The sequence below is a fragment of the Blastococcus sp. SYSU DS0533 genome, assembly GCF_054050775.1.
This window is the reverse complement of sequence record NZ_JBJGZZ010000001.1, coordinates 197,710-223,700: the sequence shown is the minus strand read 5'-3', so window position 1 is coordinate 223,700 and position 25,991 is coordinate 197,710. Positions and strand designations below refer to the sequence as shown.

The 25,991-nt window shown below is 75.7% G+C and carries 28 protein-coding genes; 10 read left to right on the top strand and 18 right to left on the bottom strand.

Annotated elements, in window-relative coordinates:
- Positions 1-4: 4 nt before the first annotated feature.
- Together ACI79W_RS01130 and ACI79W_RS01125 are read right to left on the bottom strand one after the other, a co-directional pair.
- A complete protein-coding gene (locus tag ACI79W_RS01130) occupies positions 5-694 on the bottom strand; it encodes a winged helix-turn-helix domain-containing protein (protein WP_456560250.1) in 690 nt (229 codons plus the stop codon).
- Positions 691-1,893 (bottom strand): sensor histidine kinase, encoded by a 1,203-nt coding sequence (locus ACI79W_RS01125; protein WP_456560249.1) that lies wholly within the window; start codon positions 1,891-1,893, stop codon positions 691-693. The genes ACI79W_RS01130 and ACI79W_RS01125 overlap by 4 nt, the downstream gene beginning before the upstream one ends.
- Positions 1,894-2,060: 167 nt before the next feature.
- Here ACI79W_RS01125 and phoU point away from each other — a divergent pair, with 167 nt between their 5' ends.
- Complete coding sequence (gene phoU, locus ACI79W_RS01120; protein WP_456560248.1) at positions 2,061-2,726, top strand: phosphate signaling complex protein PhoU; 666 nt, start codon at positions 2,061-2,063, stop codon at positions 2,724-2,726.
- A gap of 68 nt (positions 2,727-2,794) precedes the next feature.
- On the opposite strand, the gene ACI79W_RS01115 is transcribed toward phoU, so the two are convergent.
- From ACI79W_RS01115 to mshA, 4 genes are all read right to left on the bottom strand, one after another.
- Positions 2,795-3,556 (bottom strand): phosphoglyceromutase, encoded by a 762-nt coding sequence (locus tag ACI79W_RS01115; protein WP_456560247.1) that lies wholly within the window; start codon positions 3,554-3,556, stop codon positions 2,795-2,797.
- A 210-nt stretch (positions 3,557-3,766) separates the two neighbouring features.
- Positions 3,767-5,359 carry an MFS transporter gene (locus ACI79W_RS01110; protein WP_456560246.1) on the bottom strand — a complete coding sequence of 531 codons (1,593 nt, stop codon included), beginning with the start codon at positions 5,357-5,359 and terminating at the stop codon, positions 3,767-3,769.
- Positions 5,356-5,886 carry a YbjN domain-containing protein gene (locus ACI79W_RS01105; RefSeq protein WP_456560245.1) on the bottom strand — a complete coding sequence of 177 codons (531 nt, stop codon included), beginning with the start codon at positions 5,884-5,886 and terminating at the stop codon, positions 5,356-5,358. The genes ACI79W_RS01110 and ACI79W_RS01105 overlap by 4 nt, the downstream gene beginning before the upstream one ends.
- Positions 5,883-7,220: a D-inositol-3-phosphate glycosyltransferase gene (mshA, locus tag ACI79W_RS01100; RefSeq protein ID WP_456560244.1), complete on the bottom strand. Its 1,338-nt coding sequence runs from the start codon at positions 7,218-7,220 to the stop codon at positions 5,883-5,885. The genes ACI79W_RS01105 and mshA overlap by 4 nt, the downstream gene beginning before the upstream one ends.
- Positions 7,221-7,304: 84 nt before the next feature.
- On the opposite strand from mshA, the gene ACI79W_RS01095 reads away from it, so the two are divergent.
- Entirely contained in the window at positions 7,305-8,090 is a 786-nt protein-coding gene (locus ACI79W_RS01095; RefSeq protein WP_456560243.1) for an SDR family oxidoreductase, read from the top strand.
- A gap of 213 nt (positions 8,091-8,303) precedes the next feature.
- Here the strand turns inward: ACI79W_RS01095 and ACI79W_RS01090 are convergent, their stop codons facing one another.
- Positions 8,304-9,311 (bottom strand): UDP-N-acetylmuramate dehydrogenase, encoded by a 1,008-nt coding sequence (locus ACI79W_RS01090; protein ID WP_456560242.1) that lies wholly within the window; start codon positions 9,309-9,311, stop codon positions 8,304-8,306.
- A gap of 34 nt (positions 9,312-9,345) precedes the next feature.
- Here ACI79W_RS01090 and ACI79W_RS01085 point away from each other — a divergent pair, with 34 nt between their 5' ends.
- Entirely contained in the window at positions 9,346-10,209 is an 864-nt protein-coding gene (locus tag ACI79W_RS01085) for a class I SAM-dependent methyltransferase (RefSeq protein WP_456560241.1), read from the top strand.
- Positions 10,210-10,216: 7 nt separating this feature from the next.
- Here ACI79W_RS01085 and ACI79W_RS01080 read toward each other — a convergent pair whose 3' ends face one another.
- Complete coding sequence (locus ACI79W_RS01080; RefSeq protein ID WP_456560240.1) at positions 10,217-10,564, bottom strand: cupin domain-containing protein; 348 nt, start codon at positions 10,562-10,564, stop codon at positions 10,217-10,219.
- Between the two features lie 101 nt (positions 10,565-10,665).
- Here ACI79W_RS01080 and ACI79W_RS01075 point away from each other — a divergent pair, with 101 nt between their 5' ends.
- Entirely contained in the window at positions 10,666-11,505 is an 840-nt protein-coding gene (locus ACI79W_RS01075; protein ID WP_456560239.1) for a spermidine synthase, read from the top strand.
- Positions 11,506-11,549: 44 nt separating this feature from the next.
- Complete coding sequence (locus ACI79W_RS01070; RefSeq protein WP_456560238.1) at positions 11,550-11,753, top strand: PspC domain-containing protein; 204 nt, start codon at positions 11,550-11,552, stop codon at positions 11,751-11,753.
- A gap of 13 nt (positions 11,754-11,766) precedes the next feature.
- Here ACI79W_RS01070 and ACI79W_RS01065 read toward each other — a convergent pair whose 3' ends face one another.
- From ACI79W_RS01065 to ACI79W_RS01035, 7 genes are all read right to left on the bottom strand, one after another.
- Positions 11,767-12,054: a DUF2516 family protein gene (locus tag ACI79W_RS01065; RefSeq protein WP_456560237.1), complete on the bottom strand. Its 288-nt coding sequence runs from the start codon at positions 12,052-12,054 to the stop codon at positions 11,767-11,769.
- A gap of 138 nt (positions 12,055-12,192) precedes the next feature.
- On the bottom strand, positions 12,193-12,966 hold the full coding sequence (locus ACI79W_RS01060) for a hypothetical protein (RefSeq protein ID WP_456560236.1): 774 nt from the start codon (positions 12,964-12,966) through the stop codon (positions 12,193-12,195).
- 34 nt (positions 12,967-13,000) lie between these two features.
- Positions 13,001-13,453 carry a helix-turn-helix domain-containing protein gene (locus ACI79W_RS01055; protein WP_456560235.1) on the bottom strand — a complete coding sequence of 151 codons (453 nt, stop codon included), beginning with the start codon at positions 13,451-13,453 and terminating at the stop codon, positions 13,001-13,003.
- A gap of 87 nt (positions 13,454-13,540) precedes the next feature.
- A complete protein-coding gene (locus ACI79W_RS01050) occupies positions 13,541-14,485 on the bottom strand; it encodes an asparaginase (protein WP_456560234.1) in 945 nt (314 codons plus the stop codon).
- Between the two features lie 117 nt (positions 14,486-14,602).
- Positions 14,603-15,163, bottom strand: coding sequence for an RsiG family protein (locus ACI79W_RS01045; RefSeq protein ID WP_456560233.1), 561 nt, complete (start codon positions 15,161-15,163; stop codon positions 14,603-14,605).
- Positions 15,164-15,286: 123 nt separating this feature from the next.
- Positions 15,287-16,396 carry a CAF17-like 4Fe-4S cluster assembly/insertion protein YgfZ gene (gene ygfZ, locus ACI79W_RS01040; protein ID WP_456560232.1) on the bottom strand — a complete coding sequence of 370 codons (1,110 nt, stop codon included), beginning with the start codon at positions 16,394-16,396 and terminating at the stop codon, positions 15,287-15,289.
- Entirely contained in the window at positions 16,393-16,851 is a 459-nt protein-coding gene (locus ACI79W_RS01035; protein ID WP_456560231.1) for a Fur family transcriptional regulator, read from the bottom strand. The genes ygfZ and ACI79W_RS01035 overlap by 4 nt, the downstream gene beginning before the upstream one ends.
- A 39-nt stretch (positions 16,852-16,890) precedes the next feature.
- On the opposite strand from ACI79W_RS01035, the gene ACI79W_RS01030 reads away from it, so the two are divergent.
- The 3 genes from ACI79W_RS01030 (at position 16,891) to ACI79W_RS01020 (ending at position 20,539) form a co-directional block, all read left to right on the top strand.
- Positions 16,891-17,739 (top strand): aminotransferase class IV, encoded by an 849-nt coding sequence (locus ACI79W_RS01030; protein ID WP_456560230.1) that lies wholly within the window; start codon positions 16,891-16,893, stop codon positions 17,737-17,739.
- Positions 17,740-17,828: 89 nt separating this feature from the next.
- A complete protein-coding gene (gene nhaA, locus ACI79W_RS01025; protein ID WP_456560229.1) occupies positions 17,829-19,436 on the top strand; it encodes a Na+/H+ antiporter NhaA in 1,608 nt (535 codons plus the stop codon).
- A 368-nt stretch (positions 19,437-19,804) separates the two neighbouring features.
- Positions 19,805-20,539: a hypothetical protein gene (locus ACI79W_RS01020; protein ID WP_456560228.1), complete on the top strand. Its 735-nt coding sequence runs from the start codon at positions 19,805-19,807 to the stop codon at positions 20,537-20,539.
- A 3-nt stretch (positions 20,540-20,542) separates the two neighbouring features.
- On the opposite strand, the gene ACI79W_RS01015 is transcribed toward ACI79W_RS01020, so the two are convergent.
- The 3 genes from ACI79W_RS01015 to ACI79W_RS01005 all read right to left on the bottom strand — a co-directional run bounded on the left by ACI79W_RS01015 (position 20,543) and on the right by ACI79W_RS01005 (position 23,863).
- On the bottom strand, positions 20,543-22,255 hold the full coding sequence (locus ACI79W_RS01015) for a DUF885 domain-containing protein (protein WP_456560227.1): 1,713 nt from the start codon (positions 22,253-22,255) through the stop codon (positions 20,543-20,545).
- Positions 22,252-22,797: an FABP family protein gene (locus ACI79W_RS01010; RefSeq protein ID WP_456560226.1), complete on the bottom strand. Its 546-nt coding sequence runs from the start codon at positions 22,795-22,797 to the stop codon at positions 22,252-22,254. Before ACI79W_RS01010 ends, ACI79W_RS01015 begins: the two co-directional genes overlap by 4 nt.
- 136 nt (positions 22,798-22,933) lie before the next feature.
- The gene (locus tag ACI79W_RS01005) at positions 22,934-23,863 is read right to left on the bottom strand and encodes an NAD-dependent epimerase/dehydratase family protein (protein WP_456560225.1); all 930 of its coding nucleotides are present in this window, start codon (positions 23,861-23,863) and stop codon (positions 22,934-22,936) included.
- A 128-nt stretch (positions 23,864-23,991) separates the two neighbouring features.
- On the opposite strand from ACI79W_RS01005, the gene ACI79W_RS01000 reads away from it, so the two are divergent.
- A complete protein-coding gene (locus tag ACI79W_RS01000; RefSeq protein WP_456560224.1) occupies positions 23,992-24,669 on the top strand; it encodes a TetR/AcrR family transcriptional regulator in 678 nt (225 codons plus the stop codon).
- Positions 24,670-24,820: 151 nt separating this feature from the next.
- The gene (locus ACI79W_RS00995; RefSeq protein ID WP_456560223.1) at positions 24,821-25,915 is read left to right on the top strand and encodes a right-handed parallel beta-helix repeat-containing protein; all 1,095 of its coding nucleotides are present in this window, start codon (positions 24,821-24,823) and stop codon (positions 25,913-25,915) included.
- Positions 25,916-25,991: the final 76 nt, after the last annotated feature.

The window sequence follows — 25,991 nt, the reverse complement described above, 5'->3', positions numbered from 1 at the left end:
CCGGCTAGGCCTCCAGCTTGTAGCCCAGACCCCGCACCGTGAGCAGGTACTTCGGGTTCGCGGGGTCGGGCTCGAGCTTGGCCCGCAGGCGCTTGACGTGGACGTCGAGGGTCTTGGTGTCGCCCACGTAGTCCGACCCCCACACGCGGTCGATCAACTGGGCGCGGGTGAGCACGCGGCCGGCGTTGCGGAGCAGGAACTCCAGCAGGTCGAACTCCTTGAGCGGCAGGGGCACCTGCTCGCCGTCCACCGCGACCACGTGGCGCTCGACGTCCATCCGGACCGGCCCGGCGACCAGCACGCCGCCCTCGGCGGGAGCCGCGTCGGCCGCCTCACCGCGGCGGCGCAGCACCGCCCTGATGCGGGCGACCAGCTCCCGCGCCGAGTACGGCTTGGTCACGTAGTCGTCGGCGCCCAGCTCCAGGCCGACGACCTTGTCGATCTCGGCGTCCTTGGCGGTCAGCATGATGATCGGCACGTTGCTGCGGGAGCGCAGCGCGCGGCAGACCTCGGTCCCGGGCAGGCCGGGGAGCATGAGGTCGAGCAGCACGATGTCGGCCCCGCCGCGGTCGAACTCCGCCAGGGCGTCGGGCCCGGTGGCGGCCACGACGGTCTCGAAGCCCTCCCGCCGGAGCATGTAGGACAGGGCGTCGGAGAAGGACTCCTCGTCCTCGACGACCAGGACTCGGCTCATGAGTGCTCGTTCTCCAGATTCTGCGTTGCGGTGGCGGACGATCCGGCCGCCGTGTCCTCCCCGGCCCCGGCGAGCGGGATGCGCAGGGTGAAGGTCGACCCCAGCCCCTCCTCGCTCCAGACCGTCACCGAGCCGCCGTGGTTGCTGGCGACGTGCTTGACGATCGCGAGCCCTAGCCCGGTTCCCCCGGTGCTGCTGGCCCGCGACTGGTCGACCCGGTAGAAGCGCTCGAACACCCGGTGCCGGTCGGCCCGCGGGATGCCGATGCCGCTGTCGGTCACGGCGATCTCCGCGAACCCCGACCGCGCGCGGGCTGCGACCGCGACCCGGCTCTTCCCCGTGCTGTAGGCCACGGCGTTCGCCAGCAGGTTGGTGACCGCGGTGACCAGCTGGCTCTCCACCCCGCGCACCACCAGGCCCGCCTGCCCGCCGAGCACGATCTCCAGCTCCTTGGCGCGGGCGGCGGTGCGGGTGCGGTCGACCGCCTCCCCGAGCACCCGGTCCACCTCGACGGGCACCAGCGCGGGCAGCGGCTCGCCGCCCTGCAGCCGGGAGAGGTCGATCAGCTCGCGCACGAGCCGGCCCAGCCGGTCGGCCTCGTGGGCGATCCGCGCCGCGAAGCGCTGCACCGCCTCCGGGTCGTCGGCGGCGCCCTCGATCGCCTCGGCGAGCAGGGCCAGCGCCCCCACCGGCGTCTTCAGCTCGTGACCGACGTTGGCGACGAAGTCGCGGCGGACCGCCTCGACCCGTCGCGCCTCGGTGACGTCCTGCAGCACCAGCGCGACCGGCCCCGCCGGCGTGCCGGCGCCGCTGTCGAGCCGCACACCGTGGACGCCGACCAGCCGCGGGCCCGCGCCGACCAGGTCACCGGGCAACCGCACGTCGGCCCGCCGGGTGCCCCCGCTGCGCACCGCCCGGGCCAGCGTGACCAGCTCGGGCACCAGCAGCCGGGTGCCGCGGACGATGCCCAGCGCGCGGGCCGCGGGATTGGCCAGGAGCACGGCGTCGTCGATGCCCACCACGAGGAGGGCGGGGTCCATCAGGTCCACGAGCCGCCGCGCCAGCACCGCCTCGGGCAGCGGGACGGCCGCTCCGTCGAGGGGATGACGCCCCAGGTCGGAGCGGGAGCGGATGAGGACGGTGGCGACCACCACCCCACCCAGGAGGAGGCCGACCACCAGGGCGACCAGTGGACTCACGGCCCAGATGCTAGGTGTGCGGCGGCGAGGGATCATGATCCGGCAAGAGGTTCACCGCTCGGACGGGTCACTGTTCACCGGCCGGTGGGCCCGAGTTCACCCCGCCGCGGCCGGATACGCCCCAGCCGCGCCTACTGTCGCCGGGGAACCACGACGAGAGGACGACCGTGCGGGACAGCTACCACGAGGAACTCGACGACATCAACACCTGCCTGGTGGAGATGGCCAACTCCGTGGGCTCGCAGATGAGCACGGCCACGACGGCGCTCCTGGACGCCGATGTCGCCCTGGCCGACCTGGTGATCGCCGGGGACGACCAGATCGACGCCACCCGCGAGAGCATCGAGCAGCGCACCTTCACGCTGCTCGCCCGCCAGCAGCCGGTGGCCGGCGACCTGCGGACCATCACGACCGCCATGCGGATCGTCGCCGACCTGGAGCGGATGGGCGACCTCGCCGCGCACATCGCGAAGGTGGCGCGGATGCGGTTCCCCGACCACGCGGTGCCTCAGGAGGTCCGGCCGGCCTTCCTGGAGGCGGGCAACGTGGCCGAGCTCCTGATCACGAAGACCGCGACGGTCATCGCCAAGCGCGACGTCGAGGCCGCCCAGGAGCTCGAGACCGACGACGACGCGATGGACCAGATCCACCGCGGGCTGTTCCGGCAGCTGCTGAGCGAGGACTGGCCCCACGGCATCGAGTCGGCCATCGACATCACGCTGCTGGGCCGCTACTACGAGCGCTTCGCCGACCACGCGGTCAGCGTCGCCCGCCGGGTCTGCTACCTGGTCACCGGCGAGCGGTACGACTCCGAGACGGCCGGTCAGGCCTGACCCGGTGCGGGCCCCTCCGGCCTGGTCGCAGGGGCCCGCACCGTGGGTCAGCGGGGCGGGGAGGGTGACTAGCTCCTCTTGCCCTGGTTCTTGACCGCTTCGATGGCGGCCGCGGCGGCGTCGGGGTCGAGGTACTCGCCGCCGGGCTTCACCGGCCGCAGGTCGTCGTCCAGGTCGTAGCGCAGCGGCACACCGGTCGGGATGTTCAACCCGACCACCTCGTCGTCACCCATGCCGTCGAGGTGCTTCACCAGGGCCCGCAGGCTGTTGCCGTGGGCGGCGACCAGCACGGTCTGCCCCAGCCGCAGGTCCGGGACGATCGCGTCGTACCAGTACGGCAGCATCCGCACGACGACGTCGGCCAGGCACTCGGTCGCCGGGCGCGCCTCCGGTGGGAGGAACGAGTAACGGGCGTCGCCGTCCTGGCTGTACTCGCTCCCCGGCTCGATGGGCGGCGGCGGGGTGTCGTAGGACCGGCGCCAGGTCATGAACTGCTCCTCGCCGAACTCGGCGAGCGTGGCGGCCTTGTCCTTGCCCTGCAGCGCCCCGTAGTGCCGCTCGTTGAGCCGCCAGGACCGCTTCACCGGGATCCACTGCCGGTCGGCCTCGTGCAGCGCCAGCTCGGCGGTCATGATCGCCCGGCGCAGCAGCGAGGTGTGCGAGACGTCGGGCAGCAGCCCGTGCTCGGCCATCAGCCGTCCGCCGCGGGCGGCCTCCTCGCGCCCCTTGTCCGTGAGCGGCACGTCCACCCAGCCGGTGAAGAGGTTGGCCTTGTTCCACTCGCTCTCGCCGTGGCGGAGCAGCACCAGGGTTCCCGTGGAGGTCGTCACGGCGATCATCCTGCCCGACGGCGCCGTCGCGGGCAGCGGAGAGTCAGGCGAGCGCCAGCGGGACGAAGGGGTCGCGTCGCCCCGTGGCCGGGTGGTGGGCGTGGTGGGGCACTGGGGACTCCCCCGGTCCGGCGCGGGGAGTCCCAGCTCGCGTCGGGCGTCGGACTGGGCGGCGGACCCGCCGTGGTCGACTCTCCGTTGCCCTTCGGGTCAGCGCGTGACCGACGCCACCCGGTCCCGCCGGCCGGGCAGCCAGATCAGCACCACCACCGCCGCGACCAGGGTGGCGGTGGCGGTGCCGATCGCCGTCAGGTGCATCGCGGTCACGAAGGCCTCGCGGGCCGGGTCGACGACCGCGGCCGCGGCGCGGGCCACCTCCGGCGTCCCCTCGGCCTGCGCCCGGCGCACGGCGTCCAGGGTGGCGATGACCGACTGCCGGGCGTCGTCACGCGCACCGGCCGGCAGGCCGTCGGCCGCGGAGCCCAGCTGGGCGGCGTAGGTGGCGGCGAGCAGGGAGCCCAGGATGGCGACGCCGAGGGCGCCCCCCACCTGCCGCACCGAGTTGTTGACCGCGGCCCCGGCACCGGCCTTCTCCCGCGGCACCACGGACATGATCGACTCGGTCGCGGGGGCCATGACCGCACCCATGCCCAGCCCCTGGACGGAGAGGACCACCAGGAGCAGCCACACCGGCGAGGTGAGGTCGAGCAGCTGCACCCCGAGGAACGACAGGGTGATGAGCACGAAGCCGGTCGCGCAGACGGCCTTGGCCCCGAACCGCTCGGCCAGCCCGGAGCTCCGGGGCGCCATCAGCGCCATGCCGAGCGCGACGGGGATCAGCGCCGCCCCGCTCTGCAGCGGTGAGTAGCCACGCACGCCCTGGAGGTAGAACACCAGGTAGAACGTGGCGCCGAGGAGCGCGAAGAAGTTCAGGCCCAGCGCCGCCGCGGCGGCGGAGAAGGCCGGGTTGCGGAACAGCGAGACGTCGAGCGCGGGGTGGGCCGACCGGCGCTGCAGCCAGACGAACAGCGCCAGCAGGACCAGCCCGCCGAGCAGCGGCACGAGGACCCCCGGCGTCGTCCACCCCGCGCCGCCACCGCCGTGGATGATCCCGTAGACCAGGCCGGCGAGCGCGGCGATCGACAGCAGCACACCCGGCAGGTCCAGCCGCCCCGGGGAGGGGTCCTTCGACTCCGGGACGAAGGCGAGCACGGCGACGACGCCGAGCACCGCCACGGGGACGCCGACGAGGAAGACCGCGCCCCACCAGAAGTGCTCCAGGACCGCGCCGCCGGCCAGCGGGCCGCCCGCGACGGCGATCCCCGCCGTCCCCGCCCAGACGCCGATCGCGCGCCCGCGCTCGCGGGGCGGGAAGACGTTGGTGATGACCGCGAGCGTCGTCGGCTGGACCGCCGCCCCGCCGATGCCCATCACCGCCCGCCACGCGATCAGCTCCAGCGGGCCGTCGCTCAGCGCGGCGAGCACCGACCCCACGGCGAAGACGGACAGCCCGATGAGCAGCACCCGCCGGCGGCCGATCCGGTCGCCGATGACGCCCCAGGTGAACAGCAGGCCGGCGAACACGAGGATGTAGGCGTCGACGACCCACTGCAGCTCGCCCTGGCTGGCGTCCAGCTCCCGCTGCAGCGTCGGCAGGGCGACGTTGAGGATCGTGTTGCCCATGATCACCACGAGCAGGCAGACCGTCATGGTGGCCAGCACCCACCAGCGGCGGGCGTACCCGGGGGGCAGCTCGTCGCCGGGCGCCGCCGCGCCCGGCCGGGACCTGTCGGTCGCCGTCACGCCCTGCTGGCGGGGTCGGCGCCGGAGCGGCGGCTGGGATCGGCGAAGGCCGCGAACGCCTCCAGGTTGCGCAGCGACTCCCCGCGCTTGACCCGCCACTCCCACTCGCGGCGGATCGACGTGCCGAACCCGATCTCGAGCATCGTGTTGAAGTGGTCGTCGGCGTAGCTGAGGACCGCCCCGAGCAGGCGGTCGAGCTCCTCGGGCGTGACGGCGGCGTGCGGCAGCCGCCCGGTGAGGTAGACGTCACCCACGGAGTCGATCGAGTAGGCGACCCCGTACATGCGGGCGTTGTGCTGGAGCAGGTAGGTCCACAGCTGCTCGCGGTTCTCGTCGGGCTGGCGGCAGACGAACGCCTCCACCCGGAGCGCGTGGTCGCCCACGATCAGGCCGCACACCGTCTTCAGCTTCTTGGTCCCCGGCAGGTCGACCAGCCAGGTGCCCGGCCGCGGGTGCTCGTGCACCAGCTCCGTGTCGCGCAGGGTCCGCTCGATCACCTCGTCGAGCTCCTCGACGGTCCGGCTCACCGGGCCACCCCCATCCCTGGCAGGGCCCGGAGCCGCCCGGGGCGGCGGTCCCGCAGCGGTCGGGCCTGCGGTGCGGTCATCTCGGCGGCCGCGGAGGCGTAGGCGGCGACGAGCGCGTCGGCGGTCCGGTCCCAGGAGAAGGCGGACGCGTGCCGGCCGGCGCCGGCGGCGAGGAGCTCGCGGCGGGCGAGGACCGAGCGCACCGCGGCGGCGTAGCCGCCGGCCCGGTGACCGTCGACGAGCACCCCGGAGACGCCGTCGCGCACCGCCGTCGGCAGGCCGCCCACGGCCGCCGCGACGACCGGGGTGCCGCAGGCCTGCGACTCCAGGGCGACCAGCCCGAAGGACTCGTTGTGGCTGGGCACGACCGTCACGTCCGCGGCGCGGTAGAACTCGGCCAGCCGGGCGGGCGGCTGCGGCGGGTGGAACCGCACCAGGTCACCGATGCCGAGCGAGCGGGCGAGCTCCTCCAGCTGACGAGGGGCGTCCAGGCCGCTGCCGCTGGGCGCACCCACCACGTGCACCTCCAGGCGGTCCCGCAGCGCGGGGTCGTCGGCCAGCATGCGCGCGGCCGTGTGCAGCAGCACGTCGGGCGCCTTCAGCGGCTGGATCCGCCCCACGAACAGCAGGACGACGGCGTCGTCGCGCACGCCGACCGCGCGGCGGGCGGCGAACCGGCTGCCGGGGGCGAACCGGTCGAGGTCCACCCCGGGCGGCACGACGAGGGTGCGCGCGGGGTCGGCGCCGTAGAGGCGCACCAGCTGCCGGGCCTCCTCGTCGGTGTTGGCGATCAGCCGGTCGGCCTCGGCCACGACCTGCTCCTCGCCGATCACCCGTGCGCGCGGCTCGGGGCGGTCGCCGTCGGCCAGCGCCTCGTTCTTGACCTTGGCCAGGGTGTGCGCGGTGTGCACCAGCGGCACGCCCCACCGGTCGCGGGCCAGCCAGCCGACCTGCCCGGAGAGCCAGTAGTGCGAGTGGACGACGTCGTAGTGACCCGGTTCGTGCTGCGCCTCCGCCCGGAGCACCGCCGCGGTGAACGCGCAGAGCTGGGCGGGCAGCTCCTCCTTGCCCAGGCCCTCGAAGGGCCCGGCGCTGACGTGCCGCACCGTGACGCCGGGACTCATCTCGACCACCGGGGGCAGCTCGCTCGAGGTCGCCCGGGTGAAGACGTCGACCTCGATACCGCGGGCGGCCAGCCGGCGCGAGACCTCGACGATGTAGACGTTCATGCCCCCGGCGTCACCGGCCCCGGGCTGGTCCAGCGGGCTGGTGTGCACCGACAGCGTCGCGACGCGAGCCGGGCGGCCGGGTGCGGGGAAGCGGCGAGCGGGCACCACGGACCTCCGCTCTGCTCTGCGAGGGCCCCCGACCAGCACCCCTGTCGGTCCCCCATCTTGCAACAGCGCCAGGATGGGGGCATGTCAGGTACCTCACCCTCGACCCCTGGGGCCGGCCCGCTGCCCGGTACCGGTCGCACCGCCGTCGTCACCGGCGCCTCGAGCGGGATCGGGGCGGCCACGGCCCGGCGGCTCGCGGCCGAGGGCTTCGACGTCGTCGTCGGCGCCCGCCGGCTGGACCGCCTGGAGGCGCTCGCCGCGTCGATCGGCGGCCGCGCCGTGCCCCTGGACGTCACCGACCCCGCCTCGGTGGCCGCCTTCGCCGCCGCCCTCGACCGGGTGGACGTGCTGGTCAACAACGCCGGCGGGGCGTTCGACACCGATCCCGTCGCCGACGCCGACCTCGACTCCTGGGCGCGCACCTACGAGGTCAACGTGCTCGGCACCGTGCGCCTGACCAAGGCCCTGCTGCCGGCGCTGCGCGCGACCGGCGCGGGTGACGTGCTCTTCGTGGGTTCCACCGCCGGGCTGATCTCCTACGAGGGCGGCGCCTCCTACACCGCCGCCAAGCACGGGGTGCACACGCTGGCCGAGACGCTGCGGCTCGAGCTCTGCGGGGAGCCGGTCCGGGTGATCGAGATCGCACCCGGGATGGTGAAGACCGAGGAGTTCTCGCTCAACCGCACCGGCTCGCAGGAGCGGGCGGACGCCGTCTACCGCGGGGTGCGCGAGCCGCTGGTGGCCGAGGACGTCGCCGACTGCATCGCCTGGGCGCTCACCCGCCCGCACCACGTGAACGTCGACCTGCTGGTGGTCCGCCCGCGCGCCCAGGCCGCCCAGCACAAGGTCCACCGCGAGACGGACTGACCGTCCCGACTGCGAGATCGGCGATCTGGGCACGCTCCCAGGCCTCAGGACCGGCGAGATCGCCGAACTCGCCAGCGATGGGCTATGACGGTCCAGTCCTCGTCTGCGTAGCCCGGCTCAAGTCGAACGCCTCCGGTCCGGGGAGGACGTCGATCCACCCGCCGTCGTCGGCCGGCACGGCCGGCCGGACCGGCGACGCGTCGGCCGCGCCCGTCAGGGGCGGACGGCGGTGGGCTCGCGGTCCAGCGTGACGCCGAACCGCTCGCGCACCGCACCGACCACGCGGTCGGCGAAGGCGAGCAGCTCGGCCGCCGTCGCGCCGTCCTCGGTGGTGAGCGCCAGGCTGTGCCGAGACGAGGTGCCCACCCGCCCGTCGCGGGTGCCGCGGCCGAAGCCGGCGTGCTGCACCAGCCAGGCGGCGCTGAGCTTGAGCTGCCCGTCCCCGGCCGGCCAGCTCGGGCAGCCCTCGACGGCGCGCTCGGCGGGCACGACCGGGTTGGTGAAGAACGAGCCGGCGCTGCGCGAGTCGGGGTCGGCCCGGTCCCAGACCATGCCCTTGCCGCGGCGCAGCGCCAGGACGGCGTCGCGGACGGCCGCCAGCGGCGCCCGCTCGCCGACCCCCACGCCCAGGCTGCGCGCCAGCTCCGCGTAGCCGACCGGGCGCGACAGGCCGCTCGGCTCCAGCGCGAAGGACACCTCCAGGACGACGAACCGGCCCGGCTCGCGCTTGAACCGGCTGTCGCGGTAGGCGAAGCCGCACTCGGCCGGCGCGAGCGTGCGCTCGGCCTTCGCGGCGCGGTCGTACACCCGCACACCGGTGATGGTCTGCGCGACCTCCTGGCCGTAGGCGCCGACGTTCTGCACCGGGGTCGCCCCCGTGGAACCGGGGATGCCCGACAGCGCCTCCACACCCGCCAGCCGCTGCTCGACCGTGTGCGCGACCAGCCCGTCCCAGTCCTCGCCCGCCTGCACCACGAGGATGTCGCCGGCGCGCTCGATCCCCCGCGACCGGACGGCGACGACGTCACCGGGCCACCCCTCGTCGGGGGCGATGAGGTTGGAGCCGCCGCCGAGGAGCAGCAGCGGGCGGCCGGACTCGTCCGCGTCACGGACGGCGGCCACCAGCTCGGCGGCCGTCTCGACCTCCACCAGCCGGTCGGCGGGACCGCCCACGGCCAGGGTGGTCAGCTCCGCGAGGGGGACGTCGGATCGCACCTGCACGGCTCGACGGTAGCCGGGGCTAGCCTGTGACCCCGTGAACCAGCCGGGCGACGAGCACAAGCGCCGGGCGTCGCTGTCCCCCCAGCCGCAGCGCCGGGCACCCCGGCTGGCCGCCGGGCGGGCGCGGGCGCTGGGCCTGCCCACGCGCGGCACCACCAACGCCAACCGGCTGCGCCGGGTCGACCGCTGGCTGCTGGCCACGCAGGTGCCGCGGTTGCGCGACGCCGCCCGGCCGCTCGTCGTCGACCTCGGCTACGGCTCCTCCGCCGTCACCACGCTGGAGCTCGTCGAACGCCTGGGCCCCGAGGTGGCCGGCCTCGAGGTCGTCGGGCTGGAGATCGACCCGGAGCGGGTGGCGGCCGTGGCCGCCGACCGCGACCCGCCGCGGGTCGACTTCCGGGTGGGCGGCTTCGAGCTCGCCGGGCTGCGCCCGGTCCTGGTGCGCGCCTTCAACGTGCTGCGCCAGTACGACGAGGAGTCCGCCGCCCGGGCCTGGGAGACCATGTGCGGCACGCTCGCGCCCGGCGGGCTGCTCGTCGAGGGCACCTGCGACGAGTGGGGACGCCGCTCGGCGTGGGTGGCGCTGGACGCCGACGGCCCGCTCACCCTCACGCTCGCGGCGCGGGTCTCCGACATCGCGACGCCGTCCGACCTGGCCGAGCGGCTGCCCAAGGCGCTCATCCACCACAACGTGCCCGGGCAGCCGGTGCACGAGTTCCTGCGCGCCTTCGACGCCGCGTGGGCGGCCGTCGCCGGCATGGGCACGTTCGGCCCGCGCCAGCGCTGGACGGCGGCGGTGGAGGCCCTCGGTGAGCAGGGCTGGCCGCTGGTGGGCTCCAGCCGGCGCTGGCGGCACGGCGAGGTCACCGTGCGGTGGTCGGCGGTCGCGCCCGTCTGACCGGGCCTCAGCCCCCGTCCGGTACCGGGACCACCGGGCTCTCGACCACCACGGCGACCATCCCGGCGTCCGACCCGCTCCCGTGCAGCTCCCCGGGCTCCCACAGGACGGCGTCCCCGGCGGCCAGCGGCACCCGGACGCCGTCCGTGCCGGCCACCCAGCCCGCCCCGGAGACGACCGCGAACAGCTGCCAGACGCGCGTCTCGTGCCGGCCCACGACCGCACCGGCCGCGAAGGTCGCCAGGTGCACCCCGAAGCCGGGCACCGGCTCGAGCACCCGGGCGGGCGACACCATGGAGACGCCGTGGCTGCCGAAGGCGGTGATCTCCCGCGAGGAGAGGCGGACCCGGCGCACGAACGGGACGGTAGCCACCCGGGCGCCCGGACTCCTCCCGGTGGGACCATGACGCGGATGAGCGCGGGGACGGCCGGGTGCCGGGCAGGGACGGGGCGCCGGTGAGGACACCGCCGGGGCCGGTCGCCGTGGACGGCGGCACCGCCGAGCTGCTCGCCGACGCCGACCGGGACGGCTCGTGGGTGCTGATGCTGAACGGCACCCCGCAGTCGCACGTCGACCTGACCGACCCGGCGCACCTGGAGTTCGAGTACGTGCGGCGCATCGGGCACGTGCTCGACACCGCCGCCGAGCCCGGTGCCCCGCTGGACGTCGTGCACCTCGGTGGCGGGGCGCTGACCCTCCCCCGCTACGTGGCCGCCACGCGCCCCGGGTCCCGCCAGCGGGTGGCCGAGATCGACCAGCCGCTGACCGACCTGGTGCGCGAGCACCTGCCGCTGCCGCGGTCGGCCCGCGTGCGGGTGCGGGCCGCCGATGCCCGGGAGGCGCTCACCGCCCTGCACCCGCGCAGCGCGGACGTCGTCGTCACCGACGTCTTCGCCGGCGCCCGGACCCCGGCCCACCTGACGACCGTCGAGTTCGCGGCGGCGGTCGCGCGTGCCCTGCGGCCCGGGGGCGTCTACGCGGCCAACGTCGCCGACGGACCCCCGCTGCGCTTCGCCCGCGGCCAGGTCGCCACGCTGCGCACGGCCTTCCGGCACGTCTGCCTGCTGGCCGAGCCGGGGACCCTCCGGGGCCGGCGGTTCGGCAACCTGGTCGCCGTCGCGTCCGACGCGGAGCTGCCGCTGGCGGAGCTCAGCCGCGCCTGCGCCCGCGACCCGATGCCGTCGCGCGTCGTGGACGGTGACGACCTCGACCGGTTCGCGGGCGACGCCCGGCCGGTGCCCGACGCCGGCGCCGAGCCCTCGCCCGAGCCGCCGGCCGGCGTGTTCGGCCGCTGACCGCACGACCGGTCGGAGCCGGCTCACCACCCTAGGCTGGCCGCATGACGACACCTTCGCCGTACCGGCTCCGCCGGGACACCCGCCACAAGATGGTCGCCGGCGTCTGCGCGGGCATCGCCCGGCGCTACGGGCTCTCGCGCAGCGGGCTGCGGGTGGCTTTCGTGGTCTCCTGCGTGCTCCCGGGCCCGCAGTTCGTCGCCTACCTGCTGCTGTGGGTGCTCATGCCGGCCGACGACCGGTACTGAACCGGGCCGGCTGCTACCAGGTGTTGTCGCGGCGCATCCCGCCCACCGCGGGGCGCACGTCGACCAGGTAGACGATCGCCGCGATGACGGCGGGCAGGCCCAGCAGCGACAGCGGGGTCTTCTGCCAGAAGATGACCAGCAGGGCCAGGCCGGTGATCGCCGCCCAGCCCGGCTTCGTGAGCTTGCCGGCGGCGACGTACCCGGCGGCGGGCCGAATCAGGGCGTCCACGAACGCCCAGGCGGTCAGCCCCAGGGACGCCCAGTAGAGGCCGAGCAGCAGCCACCCGTCGAACAGACCCATGCCCGCGAGCCTACTCGTGGCCCGCCCCGCACCGGGCCGGTCGAGCGTCCGACCCGCCCGGGACGGCGGTGGGCGGACGCGACAGGGCCCCGGAGCGCTGGTCGCAGCTCCGGGGCCCTGGTCGGTGGGGCCGTGCCGTCAGCTCTTCTTGGCGGGCACGGCGGTCGGGTCGGCCGGCTTGGCCGTGCGGGCACGGGTCACGCGCGCCGAGGTGGCCTTCGCCGGCGACTTGCGGGCGGCCGAGGTCGTCTTCTTGGCCGCGGTCCGGCGCTTGGGGGCGGCGGCCTCCTCCGCGGTGGCCTTGGCGGCGTCGGCGGCGTCCTCGACCTCGGCCTCGGCCTTCGCGGCGACCTTGGTGGCCTTGGCGGCGGTCTTCTGCGCCACCGAGGTCACCTCGTTGGAGGCCTCGACGACGGCCTCGGCGCCGTCCTCGATGGCGTCCTCGAGCCGCTCCTCGACGGTGTCGACGGCCTGCTCGGCGCGGCGCACGATGCGCCGGACGCCGGGCTGGCGGCGCAGGTCCTCGACGACGACGGCACCGCGCTCGGCCAGCGTCTCGACCGTGGCGATCGCCTGGGTGCGGGCGGTCTCGACCAGGCCGGCGACGGTGCTGCGCAGCGCCTCCGGACGAGCGGCGACGGCCAGCTGGTGCGCCGTGGTGCGGGCGGTGCCGGCGGCCTCGGCGGCCCGGGTCCGGGCCTCCTTGACGGCGAGGTCGGCCTGCACCTGCGCCTCGCCCGGCAGCGCCTCGGCGGTGCTGCGGAACTGCGCGACGACGGTGCGGGCGCGCTCGACGGCCAGGTCACCGGCGCCGACGAAGGCGAGCAGCGGGGTGCGGGCCTGCTCGGCGAGCGTGCGGCCCTGGGCCACGGCGAACTCGCCGTACTGCTTCACGGTCTGGGTGGGGGTCATGCCGGACTCCTCGGGAGTGGGAGATGGGGGGTGGTCAGCTGGCGGCCGGGGACGAGGCCCGGTGCTCACGGACGTAGGTCTCGTAGAGCTCGAGCAGGACGGCCTTGTGCCGCTCGGACAGCGCGTCGTCGGAGCGGATCGCCGCCACGGTGTCCGGGTTGCCGGAACGCCGGTCGAGGATCCCCGCCTGCTCGTAGAGCGTCTCGGCCGAGATCTTCAGGCCCCGGGCGATCGACGCGAGGATCTCCGCTGACGGCTTGCGGAGGCCCCGCTCCACCTGGGACAGGTAGGGGTTGCTGACGCCGGCGGTGCGGGCCAGCTCGCGCAGCGAGACCCGCGCGGCGTTGCGCTGCTCGCGGATGAAGTCGCCCACCGACGAGCTGACCGCCGTGACGCCGGACGCGTCGGCGACGGAGTCGGCGACCCGGTCCACCGTGGAACGGACGGAGGTCACCTGCTCGCGGACGAACTCACCCGGGGTCTGCACGTCCTCGACGCTAACCCCGGGTGCTAGCTCCTGCAAGCGGAGCGGCTAGCACCCGGACGTGATGACGACCACACCGGGGAGCCCTGGTCAGCCCTCCAGCACTGCGGACGCGCGGACCTCGCCGACGACGCCGTCGCCACCCGGGACGGGCGTGCGCGCCCAGGGAGCAAGCACCTCGGGGGCGACGCCGAGCCGGCGCAGCCCCGCCGTGAGCGCCGGCGTCCGCCCGCGGTCCCCGCCGTCGTCGAGCTTGATCGCCACGGCCCCCGCACCCGGCAGCGCCGCTACGTGCACGCCGTCGGCACCGCCCTTCACCAGCAGGCCGGGGACCGCGCGCATGAGATCGGTGTCCTCCCGCCCGCTGCCGGCGACGAACCACGGGTGGGCCCGCATCGCGTCGGCCACCGCCCGCTCGCGGGAGCCCTCAGCGGCCTGCACGAGGGAGAGGACCCCGCGGGCCAGCCCGGTGAGCGAGAGGGCGTGCTGCGGCGCCCCGCAGCCGTCGACGACGACCGCCGCGACCGGCTCGCCGGCCGCCTCGCCCAGCCGCGCCTCGATCGCCTGCTGCAGGGGGTGCTCGCGCGCCAGGTAGCCCTCCGTCGGCCAGCCGGCCGCCACGCAGGCGGCCAGCATCGCGGCGTGCTTGCCCGAGCAGTTCATGGCCAGCCGCTCCGGCGCGCGGCCGGCGGCGAGCCAGGCCGCCTTCGTCCCCTCGTGCGAGGGCAGCGCCGGCGGGCAGCCCAGGTCGTCGGGGCCGAGACCGGCGGCGGCGAGCATGCTCGCGGCGAGCTCCCGGTGCCCGTCCTCGCCGAGGTGCGAGCCGGCGCCGATGGCCAGCTCCTCGCCCGAGCGCGGCGCCCAGCCGGCCGCGAGCAGCGCCGTCGCCTGCACCGGCTTGTTCGACGACCGGGGCAGCGTCGGGCGGTCGACCGCACCGGCGGCGAAGGTCACCCCGCCCGCGGCGTCGAGCACCACCAGCGAGCCCCGGTGCACCGACTCCAGGAAGCCCGAGCGGTGCACCTCGACCAGCACCGGGTTGTCCGGCCAGGGGGAGCTGCGGGGACCACCGGGAGCCTGGTGAGGTGCTGGAACGGCCACGCCCCAGGGTCCCATGCCGGGCGTGCGAGGCATGGCGGAGGCGTGGCCCTCCTAGTGGCGGCCCTCGTCGGCGAGCAGGGCGGCGACGTCGGCCTCGCCGTCCCGGTAGCGGCGACCGAGCTCCGCCGCGAGCCCGTCCATGACCTGCTGCACGCCGCGGCGGCGCTCCGACAGGCCCTTCTCGGCCTCGGCGAGCGACCGGGCCGCCGCCTCGAGCTCGGCGTCGGAGAGCTCGGTGATCGCCGAGAGGTCGGCCCCGGGGGTCAGCGAGTGGACCCAGGACTCGTACTCCTGGGGGTCGGCCGGCTGCACCGTCTGGTGCCGGCCCAGGCCGTGCGCGGGGCCGCGCCCCTTCTCGGCGAGGATCTCCGGCAGCAGGTCGACCAGCGAACGCCCGTCGTGCTCGGCCCGCCGCTGCAGCTCCCGCCGCACGATGTCCAGGCGCCCCTGCAGCAGCCGCCGGGTGTAGGAGAGGTTGACCTCCTGCTGCTCGGCGTCTCGGCGCAGCCGCCGCACGTCCCCCATGGGCCGGCGCACGGCGCCCTCCAGGAACGCGGGGTCCAGCAGCGCGTCGACGGCGGCACCCCCGGCGGGGGACGGCTTCGGGCTCACGGGTGGCCTCCAGGTGCGGGATGCCCGACGGGGGGATCGGCGGTGGTCAGCGGCGGGCGCTGGGCGGAGCGTAGGTCAGCGGCCCCGGCCTGCCCACCCGGGAGCGGGGCGTTCGTGGCGCGCTCAGCCGATCGTCCCAGACCGGACGGCCCGGACCCGGTTCCGCGCCGCCACCTGGGTGTCGTCGAGCGCCGGCGGCGCGTCGTCGGGGTCGATGGCTGCGGTGGAGCCGGCGACGGTGAGCGTGGCGTCCTGGGCCACCGACTGCTTGACCAGGGCCAGGGCGACGACGCCCAGCTCGTGGTGCCGCACCACGCTGCCCACGCGGCCGACCGCCCGCGCGCCCGCCAGCACCGGTTCGCCGGGCGCCGGCAGGTCCTCGCTGACGCCGTCGAGGTGCAGGAGCACCAGGCGGCGCGGCGGGCGCCCCAGGTTGTGCACCCGCGCGACGGTCTCCTGCCCGCGGTAGCAGCCCTTGTCCAGGTGGACGGCGGTGCGCAGCCACTCGAGCTCGTTGGGGATGGTGCGGTGGTCGTTGTCGACGCCGAACCGGGGCCGCCGGGCCTCCACGCGCAGCGCGTCGTACGCCGCGGCGCCGGCGAGGGGGACGCCCAGCCGGTCGGCCAGGGCGTCGATCCCCACCCGCGGGACCAGCAGGTCGTGGACGACGGCCGCGCCGTCGCCGACCGCCGGCATGCGGCGCACCCAGCCCTCGCCGAGGGGCGCCACGGCGTAGGGCTCCGCGGGCACCGGCAGCCCGGCCGCCGCCAGGGCCGCGGCGGAGCCCGGGCCGACGAGCGACAGCAGCCCCAGGTCGTCGGTGGCCAGACGCGGCTCCACCCGGAGCATGAACCGCATCCGCTCCAGGAAGGCCAGCAGCGCGGGGCCCGCGCCCGGCTCGACGTCGGCCCAGGTCGTGCCGGCGAGCTCGGTGACGACCAGGTGGTGCTCGACGTGCCCGTGGGGGCTCAGCACCAGGGCCTCGCTCCCCGCGCCGTCGGCCAGCTGGGCGACGTGCTGGCTGGTGATGCTGTGCAGCCACGAGAGGCGGTCGGCGCCCGGCACCGCGAGCACGTCCCGGTCGCTGCGGTCGACCAGGCCGGCGCCCTCGGCGAGCAGCCGCTGCTCGCGCAGCGGGTCGCCGTAGTGCGCCGCGACGGTGCGGGTGGCCTCCGGCCCCGGCTCGACGGCGACCGCCCCGGGGCGGGCGAGGAGGGGCGAGGGCGTGGTCATGGGGTCTCCGTTCCGGCGCGGTCGCTGCAGGCGCGGCACGTACCCGACAGGGCGACGTGGCCGACGTCCACGGTGAAACCCAGCTCGGCCGCCAGACGTTCCGCCGCCCCGTCCAGCAGGTCGGGCGCCGCCGACGAGATCTCCCCGCAGGAGTTGCAGACGACGTGCAGGTGGGGGCGCTCGGCGGCGTGGTAGACCGGCGCGCCGCGCCCCAGGTGGGTGTGCCAGACGAGCCCGAGCCGCTCGAGCAGCTCCAGCGTCCGGTAGACCGTCGAGGTGTCGGGGGCGCTCCCGCCGGGGCCGGCCTCCTCGCGCAGCCGGGCACCGATCGCCTCCGGGGTGGCGTGCGCCAGCGCGGCCACCGCGGCCAGCACCCGGGCGCGCTGGGGGGTCAGGCGCAGCCCGCGCGCACGAAGCTGCTCCGCGAGCGGCGCGGCGACGTCGTCGGTCCCCATGACGCGAGCCTATTCCCCGGGTACGGCAGGCTGGCGCGCGTGGATCAGCAGCGCAGGGTGGCGGTCTGGCGGGACGGCGCGGCGGTACCCGTCGCCGCGGACCAGCCGGTGGTGACCGCCTTCGACCTGGGCCTGGGCCGCGGGGACGGCGTCTTCGAGTCCGTGGCGGTCGTCGGCGGGCGCACCCCCCACCTCGATGCGCACCTGGCCCGGCTGGGCCGCTCCGCGCAGCTGCTCGGGCTGACCGACCCCGGCGACGCCGCCTGGCGGGCCCTGGTCGGGACGGCGCTGGCCGGCTGGCCGGCGGAGGTCGAGGGCGTGTGCCGCCTGCTGCTCACCCGCGGGCTCGGCGAGGGCACGCCCCCGACGGCGCTGGCGCTGCTCGCGCCGGTGCCCCGGGAGGCGGTGCGCCAGCGCGCGGAGGGCGTCGCGGTGGTGACCCTCGGCCTCGGGGTGCCCGCCGACTTCCGGGCGGGCGCCCCCTGGCTGCTCGGCGGCGCGAAGACGCTCTCCTACGCGGTGAACATGGCCGCCCAGCGGCACGCGCACGCCCTCGGCGCCGACGACGTCGTCCTCACCAGCCTGGAGGGCCGGGTGCTCGAGGGCCCGACCTCGACCGTCGTCTGGGCCGCTGGGGGCACGCTGCACACGCCACCGGTGGAGAGCGGGATCCTCGCCGGTACCACCCAGGCGCGGTTGTTCGCCGCCGCCCGGGCGGCCGGCTGGCCCACCGCCTCGACGCCCGGCACGGTCGACGACCTGCACGCGGCCGATGCCGTCTGGCTGCTCTCCGGGGTGCGCGGCGCCGTCCACGTGCACACCCTCGACGGCGTCCCCCGCGGCGACGGCGGGCTCTCACCCCGGGTCAGGGAACTGCTCGCCGGGTAGCGTGAGCAGGAGGTGCGCCGGGAAGTCTGGTCGGCAGCGTGTCCGTCGAGGGCACGTCCCCACCCGACCCCGTCCCCCGGAGCCGCCCCGTGACGACTTCCGCCCCCACCCGCCTCTTCGGGCGGGGATCCTGGACCGAGGCGCAGCGCGTCGCCTCGGTCCTCCGCAAGGAGACCGTCGGTGGCGCCCTGCTGCTGATCGGTGCGGCGATCGCCCTGATCTGGGCGAACTCGCCCTGGTCGGAGAGCTACGAGGCGCTGCGCGACACGCGGGTGGGCCCGGCGTCGCTGCACCTGGACCTCACCCTCGGGACCTGGGCGGCCGACGGCCTGCTGGCGATCTTCTTCTTCGTCGCCGGGCTGGAGCTCAAGCGGGAGTTCGTCGCGGGCGACCTCCGCGAACCCCGCCGGGCGGCACTGCCCATCGCCGCCGCCGTCGGCGGCATGGTCGTCCCGGCGCTGTTCTTCGTGCTGTTCAACCTGGGCGGCCCGGAGGGGGCGCTCGCGGGCTGGGCCATCCCGTCGGCGACCGACATCGCCTTCGCGCTCGCCGTCCTGGCGGTCATCAGCACCCACCTGCCCAGCGCGCTGCGCACCTTCCTGCTGACGCTCGCCGTCGTCGACGACCTGCTGGCCATCACGATCATCGCGATCTTCTACACGGCCTCGCTGGCCGTCACGCCGCTGCTGCTGGCCCTGATCCCGCTGGCCCTGTTCGGCTTCCTGGTGCAGAAGCGGATCCGGTCCTGGTGGCTGCTGCTGCCGCTGGCCGCCGTCACCTGGGTGCTGGTCCACGAGTCCGGCGTGCACGCCACCGTCGCGGGCGTCCTGCTCGCCTTCACCGTCCCGGTCGTCCGGAGCGACGCCGCCGGCGGCCCCGACGCCGGGCCGGGCATGGCCGAGCACTTCGAGCACCGCATCCGGCCGCTGTCGGCAGGCGTCGCCGTCCCGGTCTTCGCCTTCTTCTCCGCCGGCGTCGCCATCGGCGGGCTCTCCGGCCTGGGCGAGTCCCTCGGCGACAGCATCGCCATCGGCATCATGGTCGGGCTGGTCGCCGGCAAGGCGATCGGCATCACCGGCGCCACCTGGCTGGTCTCCCGCTTCACCCGGGCGCAGCTGGACGAGAACCTGGGCTGGCCGGACGTGGTGGGCCTGGCGCTCCTCGGCGGGATGGGCTTCACCGTCTCGCTGCTGATCACCGAGCTCGCCTACGGCGCGGAGAGCGAGAGCTACGACCACGCCAAGGTCGGCATCCTGTTCGGCACCCTGCTGGCCGCCCTGCTCGCCGCGGTGATCCTCCGGCTGCGCAACCGCCGCTACAAGGCGATGTACCTCCACGAGATGAGCGACGCCGACCGCGACGGCATCCCCGACGCCTGGGACACCGTCGACGACCGGCCCGGGCGCCCCGCGGACCGCGCGGCCACGCCGCCGCCCGGCCCCGGCGCCACCGCCGCCACCGACGAGTTCGGCGAGGGCGCCGCGCACCCGCGCTACGAGACGGTCGACGACGAGGCCGAGCACGACCCGGCCTGGGAAGGTGCCCCCCCGCCCGGGCGCACGGCGACGGACGCCGCCGGGGACCACGACGGCCCCCGACCGGGGTACGAGACCGTCGACGACCGCGCCGAGCACGACCCGGGGTGGGAGGGTTCCCGCCCGCCCGGGCGCACCCTCGGCCCGGGCAGCGGGGGCTGACCGGGGCGGACACGCCGGCGGCGGTCGCACCCACCACCGGGTGTTCGCCGAGAGCGGACGGAAATCGTTGGCGCTCGGCCTGCACGCGGACGTACCGTCGTGGCACACGAGAAGGGAGGTGGTCCGTAACTTTGCTGAGCTACAGGACTCGTGAGGTGGCTGTCCGCTAGCCGCCGTCCAGATGGGCCGCCCGTTCGTACGACAGTGCGAACGACGGCATGATCGCCCGTCCGTCGCACGGCGGCGAGCGAGAACCGGACAGTCACCCGACCCCCGGGCCGCCGACATTTGTCCAGTCGGCCCGCGTGCTGCTCCCCAGCGGAGCGCCGCGGAGCAGCCCGGGGGTTGTCCGTCCCCAGGAGGCGTGCGTGCAGCTCGGCGGTCTGCCCGTCGAGACCGACGTCTCCGTCGGCACCTGGATCGCCGAGGCCGTAGCCCGATCCCCCTGGGGCACGGTCGCCTCGCTGGTGCCGCCGCTGTTCCCCGCCTACGCCCGCGTGCTGCACCCGGCCTACCGCTACGAGGGCGACGCCGACGTCGAGGTGACCTGGGCCGCCGTCGCCGCGCTGAACGGCGCCGTGGCCCACCCGCTGGTGCAGTGGCCGTCGGTGACGGGCGGCTGGGAGTACCTGGCCGAGGACAGCCAGCCCCCCGACTGGGACGGGGCCCCCGCGGAGGGGCACCTGCCCACGACCGTCGCCGCGCGCATGGCGGCCGTGCTGGCCCGCCACACGGGCACCCCCGGCGAGTGCCTGCTGGGCCGCTGGGCCGGGCTGGGTCCCGACACCGCCGCGCTGCGGGGCGTGGCGACCCTGCCGATGCCCCGCGGGCGCGACGCCGTGCTGGTGCGGGGCTCCGTCGGCGACGCGGTGCGCAACCTCGCCCCCGAGCCGTGGGAGCAGAGCGCCAACCTGTGGTGGCCCGCCGACCGCTCGTGGGTCGTGGCCACCGACATCGACCTGATGAGCACCTACGTCGGCGGGAGCGCCGCCTGCATCGCCGAGCTGCTCTCCACGCCCGGGCTGGAGGTCTGCCCGAGCGCGGCGGAGGACCGGGTCGGCCACGCCGACGACCCGGTGAACCCCTTGCCCGCTCGGGGCTGACCGTCAGAGCAGCGCGAGCTCGCCGGCGAGGTCGTCCAGGCCCAGCGACCCCTGCGACAGCGCGGCCATGTGCCACGCCTTGAGGTCGAAGCCCGCCCCACGGGCCCGCTCGGCGGCCGCCCGCCCGTCCCGCCAGGCCCGCTCCCCGAGCTTGTAGCTGATCGCCTGCCCCGGCAGACCGAGGTAGCGCACCAGCTCGCTGTCGAGGAAGGCGACCTCCGCACCCGAGTGCTCGCCGAGGAAGACGCGGGCCAGCTCGGGCGTCCACGGCCGGCCGCGGTGCCCGGCCAGCACGCCCTCGGCGTCGTCCGGCACGGGGAGCCGCAGGTGCATGCCGATGTCGATCACCACGCGCACCGAGCGCAGCTGCTGGGCGTCCAGGAAGCCCAGCCGTTCCCCGGGGTCGGCGAAGTAGCCGAGCTCGTCCATGAGCCGCTCGGCGTAGAGGGCCCACCCCTCCACGTTCGCACCCACCGAGCCCAGTGACGTCTGGTAGGTCGACAGCTGCCGGGACACGTGCACCCACTGCGCGAGCTGCAGGTGGTGGCCCGGGACGCCCTCGTGGTACCAGATCGACAGGAGGTCCCACAGCGGGAAGCGGGTGCGCCCGAGCGTGGGCAGCCAGGTGCGGCCAGGCCGGGAGAAGTCGTGCGCCGGTCGGGTGTAGTACGGGGCGGCCGCGCTCCCGGGCGGGGCGATCATCGCCTCCACCCGCTTGACCGGTTCCGCCAGGTCGAAATGCGTCCCGTCCAGCGCCGCGATCGCCTCGTCCATCATCTGCTGCAGCCGGTCTCGGATCGCTTCCACGCCCTCCACTGCGGGGCCCTCCAGGGAGAGCCGGCGCATCGCCTCCAGCGGCGTCGCACCGGGCTGCACCCGCTCCGCCTCCACGCGCTGCTCGGCCAGGATCCGCCGGTGCTCGGCCCAGCCCCAGGCGTAGGCCTCCTCGAGCCCGCGACCGGCACCCAGGTCCGAACCGGTCCAGCGGCGAGCGGCGACGGCGTAGCGCTCGCGGCCGACGGCGTCCGGCGTCCCGTCGGTGCGCGGGGCGTACCCGTCTCGGAGGAAGTCCCGCACCTCCACCACCGCCTCGTCCGCGGCACGGGCGGCCGCGGCGAGCTCGCCCCGCAGCGCCTCGGGCCCGGTGGCGACGAACGAGCCGAAGAATGGCCCGCTCGACCACTCGTCGAGCTGGGCCAGGACGGTGCGCACCTGCCGGGGGGCCACGAGCAGGCCGCGGCGCGCCCCCTCGGCGAGCGTCTCGCGGTAGCCCCGGTAGGCCTCCGGCACGCGGGCGAGCCGGCGGGCGAGGACGGACCAGTCCTCCTCCGTCGCCGCCGGCATGAGCATGAACACCTGCCGGACCGCGTGCAGCGGGCTGAACAGGTTGTTGAGGGACCGGAACCCCTCCCCCGCCTCGTGCACGGCCAGCTCCGCGCCCAGCCGTTCCCGCAGCAGGCGGGCGCAGCGGCGCTCGACCGGGTCGTCGTCGAGCGCCGGGTCGGCCGCCTGCACCCGGTCCAGCTCGGCCAGGGTGGCGCGGGCCAGGGCGGCCTCCGCCTCGAGCCCGGCGGGGCTCACGTCGGGCAGCCGGTCGTCGCCCGGACGGACCCCGAGGGAGGTCGCGACGATCGGGTCCAGGTCGCAGACGGCGTCGACGTAGCGATCGGCGACCTGCCGGGGAGTGGTGGGCCGGGCGGACGACGGCGCCGTCACCGGAGGCGCTCCAGCCGGGCCGACATCACCGGGCGCGGCGGCTGCTCCCCCACCGCGCGGTCGATCGCGTACATCAGCGCCCCCTCGACGATGCCGTACAGGCGCACCGACCGGGTGACGTCGGGGGCGTCCGGCGTGCGGGCGAGCACGTCGCTGGTGAGCTCCCAGCTGGTCGTGGTGCGCGCGGTGCCGACGTAGATCTCCACGAGCCCCTCCGGGCTGGCCACGAGCAGCTCGACGTCGTCCTCACCGCGGGGCCGCCAGAAGCCCGACTCCCGGACGTCCGGCCCGACGATCCTCCCGTCGTCGGCGAGCCGCCAGGTGCGCGACTCGTAGGCCAGGAACCCGCGGCCGTCGTGGGCGAAGCGGATCCACTGGCCGAACCGGAGGTCATGGTCGGAACCGGCCACGGCACCGCTCAGGATGCCCTCGCCGTGCCACTCCCCCAGCAGCGGCAGCACGGAGAGGAGGTCCGGGGAGACCTCCGGGCCGCTGCGGACGTCGGCGGTGTCGGGCACCGGCAGCTCCGTCGGCGCGCTCACCGCCGACCGGCCTTCGGTCCGCGGGAGAGCCGGACGGCGCCGTAGCCCAGCGCCACGGCGGAGGACGCCGTCAGGGTGACCAGGAGCCAGGCAGAGACCATGGCGACCACCGTAGTGACGGCGCCGCGACCCGGCCTCAGGCGGCCGCCGGTGCCCGGCCGGCGGTCGCGGCGACCACCTCGGCCCAGGGGGTCGGGGCGAGGCCGAAGGTCGCCGTCGTCTCCGCCGCGTCGATGACGTACTCCTGGTCGAACTGGTGCCGCACGGCGAGCACCTCGCGCACCAGCGGGGACACCGGACCCGCGGCCCGCAGCACCGCCCACGGGATGCCGCGCACGGTGGGGGCCGGGGCGGACAGGGCGGTCGCGAGGTCGGTGAGGGCGGCGCGCTGCGAGCGCGGGGGCCCGCTGGGCACGTGCCACGCCCGGCCGAGCGCCCGCTCGTCGGTACCCAGGGTGACCAGCGTGGTCGCCACGTCGGGGAGGTAGGCCCAGCTGCGAGGCGCGTCCGGGTCGCCGATCACCCAGGCGGTGCGGCCGCGCCGGAGGGCGGGCAGCTGGCGCACCAGGTGGGACTGCGCGGGCGGCACCTGCGGCCCGACGAAGTCCGCGGCCCGGGCCTCGGTGACGCGCACCCGCCCGGCCTCGTGGGCGGCGAGCGCCTGGGCCCACATCCGCGCCCGGACGACACCCTTGGTGTCGGTGGCGGTCAGGGGTGACCGCGGCGTCATCGGGCCCTCCGGACGGCCGTAGCCGTAGAGGTTCGACATGGTCACCAGGACGGCGCCGGTGCGCTCGGCGGCGGTGAGCAGCGCATCGGCGATCGGCGGCCAGTCGGTCGCCCACCGGTGGTAGGCCGGGTTGACGGCGTTGTAGAGCGCGGCGGCCCCGCGCGCAGCACCGGCGAGGGCTGCCGGGTCGGCGGCATCCAGCTGCCGGTGCTCGATCCCGTCCGCGGACACCCCGCCGGACCGGGACAGCACGCGGACCTCGTGCCCGCGGTCCCGGAGCTCCCGGGCGGTGGTCAGGCCGACCGGCCCCTTGCCGACGACGACGTGCAGTGCCATGAGGTGCTCCCGAAGGTCGGAGTGAGAGCGGTGCTCTCGATGCGGACTGATGCTCGCGCCTCCTGCCGCGGCTGTCAAGAGCGGTGCTCTCGTTTGCGTGCAGCGCTCCGATGAGGCAGCCTGGCCCGATGCCCACCGCTCGCGAGCGCGTCCGCGCCGAGATCACCGCCGAGATCGCCGACGCCGCGCGCCGGCAGCTCGCCGAGGTCGGGGCGGCCGGGCTGTCCCTCCGGGCCGTCGCGCGGGAGCTCGGCATGGCCTCCTCGGCCGTCTACCGCTACGTCCCCAGCCGCGACGACCTGCTGACGCGGTTGATCATCGACGCGTACGACGACCTGGGCGCCGCTGCCGAGGCGGCCGACGTGCCCGGGGACCCCCCTCGGATGCGCTGGCTGACCGTCTGCCGAGCGGTGCGCGACTGGGCGCGGGCACACCCGCACGAGTACGCCCTGCTCTACGGCTCCCCCGTGCCGGGCTACCGGGCGCCCGCCGACACCGTGCCCGCCGCCGCCCGCGCCGGCCTCGTCCTCGGGCGCATCCTCGGCGACGCGGCGCGGTCCGGCGCCCTCCCGGAGGCGGCCGGCGAACGCGACCCCGCGCTGATCAGCGAGGACGCCGTCGCGATCCTGGGCGGGGAGCACCCGGCCCTCGACGAGGCAGTGCGGGTGCGGGCGCTGCTGGCCTGGAGCGCGCTGTTCGGCACGATCAGCTTCGAGCTCTTCGGCCACCTGGTGGGGTCGGTGCTGGACACCGACCGCTGGTTCGACCGCGCCATGGGGGAGCTCGCCGCCGGCCTGGGCCTCTGACCGGCCGCGGTGGGCGCCGACCCCCGGAATCGGGGGTTTCCGTGCCACCCGGGCCGGGGGCAGTCTGGCCGTCCTCAGGGCGACGCGGCGGCGGACACCGACGTCCGCCAACCGGGGGGCCGGGGCCCGCATCCGGGGAGCACCCATGCACATGCGCAGAGCACGCCTCCTGGCGGTGGCGTCCGCCACCACCCTCGCCACACTGGCGGTAGCCGGACCGGCCGCCGCGGACGACGGCCGGAAGCCCGGCCCGCACGGCGGCTTCAGCATCCAGGCCGCGGTGGACGCCGCGAAGCCGGGTGACACGATCCGCATCCCGCCCGGCACGTACCACGAGTCGGTGACCATCCAGAAGGACGGCATCACGCTGCTCGGCCACCGCGCGGTCATCGCGCCCGCCGGCGCGGATTCGACCGCGTGCGACACCTTCGACGACCCCGAGACCGACCGCGTGTCCGGCATCTGCATCCTCGGCGAGGTCGATCCCGAGACCTTCGAGGCGGTCGACCGCGTCACCGGCGTCAGCGTCCGCGGCGTCACCGTCACCGGCGCGACGGGGGACGGCCTGGTGGCGCTCGCGACGAAGGACCTCGAGGTCAGCGACAGCCGCTTCACCGACAACGGCGGGTACGGCGCCGCGAGCTTCGTCACCGAGGGCACCACGTTCCGCGGCAACAAGTCCACCGGCAACGCCGAGGCGGGCTTCTACGTCGGGGACAGCGAGCACGCCGATGCCGACGTCCGCGGCAACTACTCGGCGAAGAACGAGCTCGGCTACTTCTACCGGAACGCCAGCGTCGGCAAGATGCAGGGCAACGTCGCCGTCGGCAACTGCGTCGGCGTGCTGCTGCTCGCCGGAGCCCCCGGGCCGGTCACCGACTGGGAACTGCGGAAGAACGAGGTCTCGGCGAACAACAAGGTCTGCGAGGGCAACGCCGAGGACGGGGTCCCGGCCCTCAGCGGCGCGGGCATCGCGCTGGTGGGTGCGCAGGACTTCCGCGTGCGCGACAACACGGTCCGCGACAACAGGTCGGACGCCGCGAGCCTGCTCGAGGGCGGCATCGTCGTCCTCTCGACCAACTCCCTGCCCGAGGTCCTCGCGCCCGGCTTCGACCCCAGCGGTGAGGTCGAGCGCAACAAGGCGAAGGGCAACCAGCCGGCCGACATCAACTGGGACGGGACCGGTGACGTCGACTTCGACAGGAACCGGTGCATGACCTCCATCCCCGAGGGGCTCTGCGGCTGAACTCACCGCACCACCCGAGGCGCCCGCTCCGGCATCCCGCCGGGGCGGGCGCCCCGTCGCGCGCGGGACCGCCCCG

Coding starts and splice junctions, on each gene's coding strand:
- ACI79W_RS01065 (WP_456560237.1), bottom strand. CDS start 12,054: ATGGGTCTGTTCGACGGGTGGCTGCTGCTCGGCCTCTACTGGGCGTCC.
- ACI79W_RS01070 (WP_456560238.1), top strand. CDS start 11,550: ATGACGACACCTTCGCCGTACCGGCTCCGCCGGGACACCCGCCACAAG.
- ACI79W_RS01130 (WP_456560250.1), bottom strand. CDS start 694: ATGAGCCGAGTCCTGGTCGTCGAGGACGAGGAGTCCTTCTCCGACGCC.
- ACI79W_RS00995 (WP_456560223.1), top strand. CDS start 24,821: ATGCGCAGAGCACGCCTCCTGGCGGTGGCGTCCGCCACCACCCTCGCC.
- ACI79W_RS01005 (WP_456560225.1), bottom strand. CDS start 23,863: ATGGCACTGCACGTCGTCGTCGGCAAGGGGCCGGTCGGCCTGACCACC.
- ACI79W_RS01035 (WP_456560231.1), bottom strand. CDS start 16,851: ATGGGGACCGACGACGTCGCCGCGCCGCTCGCGGAGCAGCTTCGTGCG.
- ACI79W_RS01000 (WP_456560224.1), top strand. CDS start 23,992: ATGCCCACCGCTCGCGAGCGCGTCCGCGCCGAGATCACCGCCGAGATC.
- ACI79W_RS01095 (WP_456560243.1), top strand. CDS start 7,305: ATGTCAGGTACCTCACCCTCGACCCCTGGGGCCGGCCCGCTGCCCGGT.
- ACI79W_RS01060 (WP_456560236.1), bottom strand. CDS start 12,966: ATGACCCCCACCCAGACCGTGAAGCAGTACGGCGAGTTCGCCGTGGCC.
- ygfZ (WP_456560232.1), bottom strand. CDS start 16,396: ATGACCACGCCCTCGCCCCTCCTCGCCCGCCCCGGGGCGGTCGCCGTC.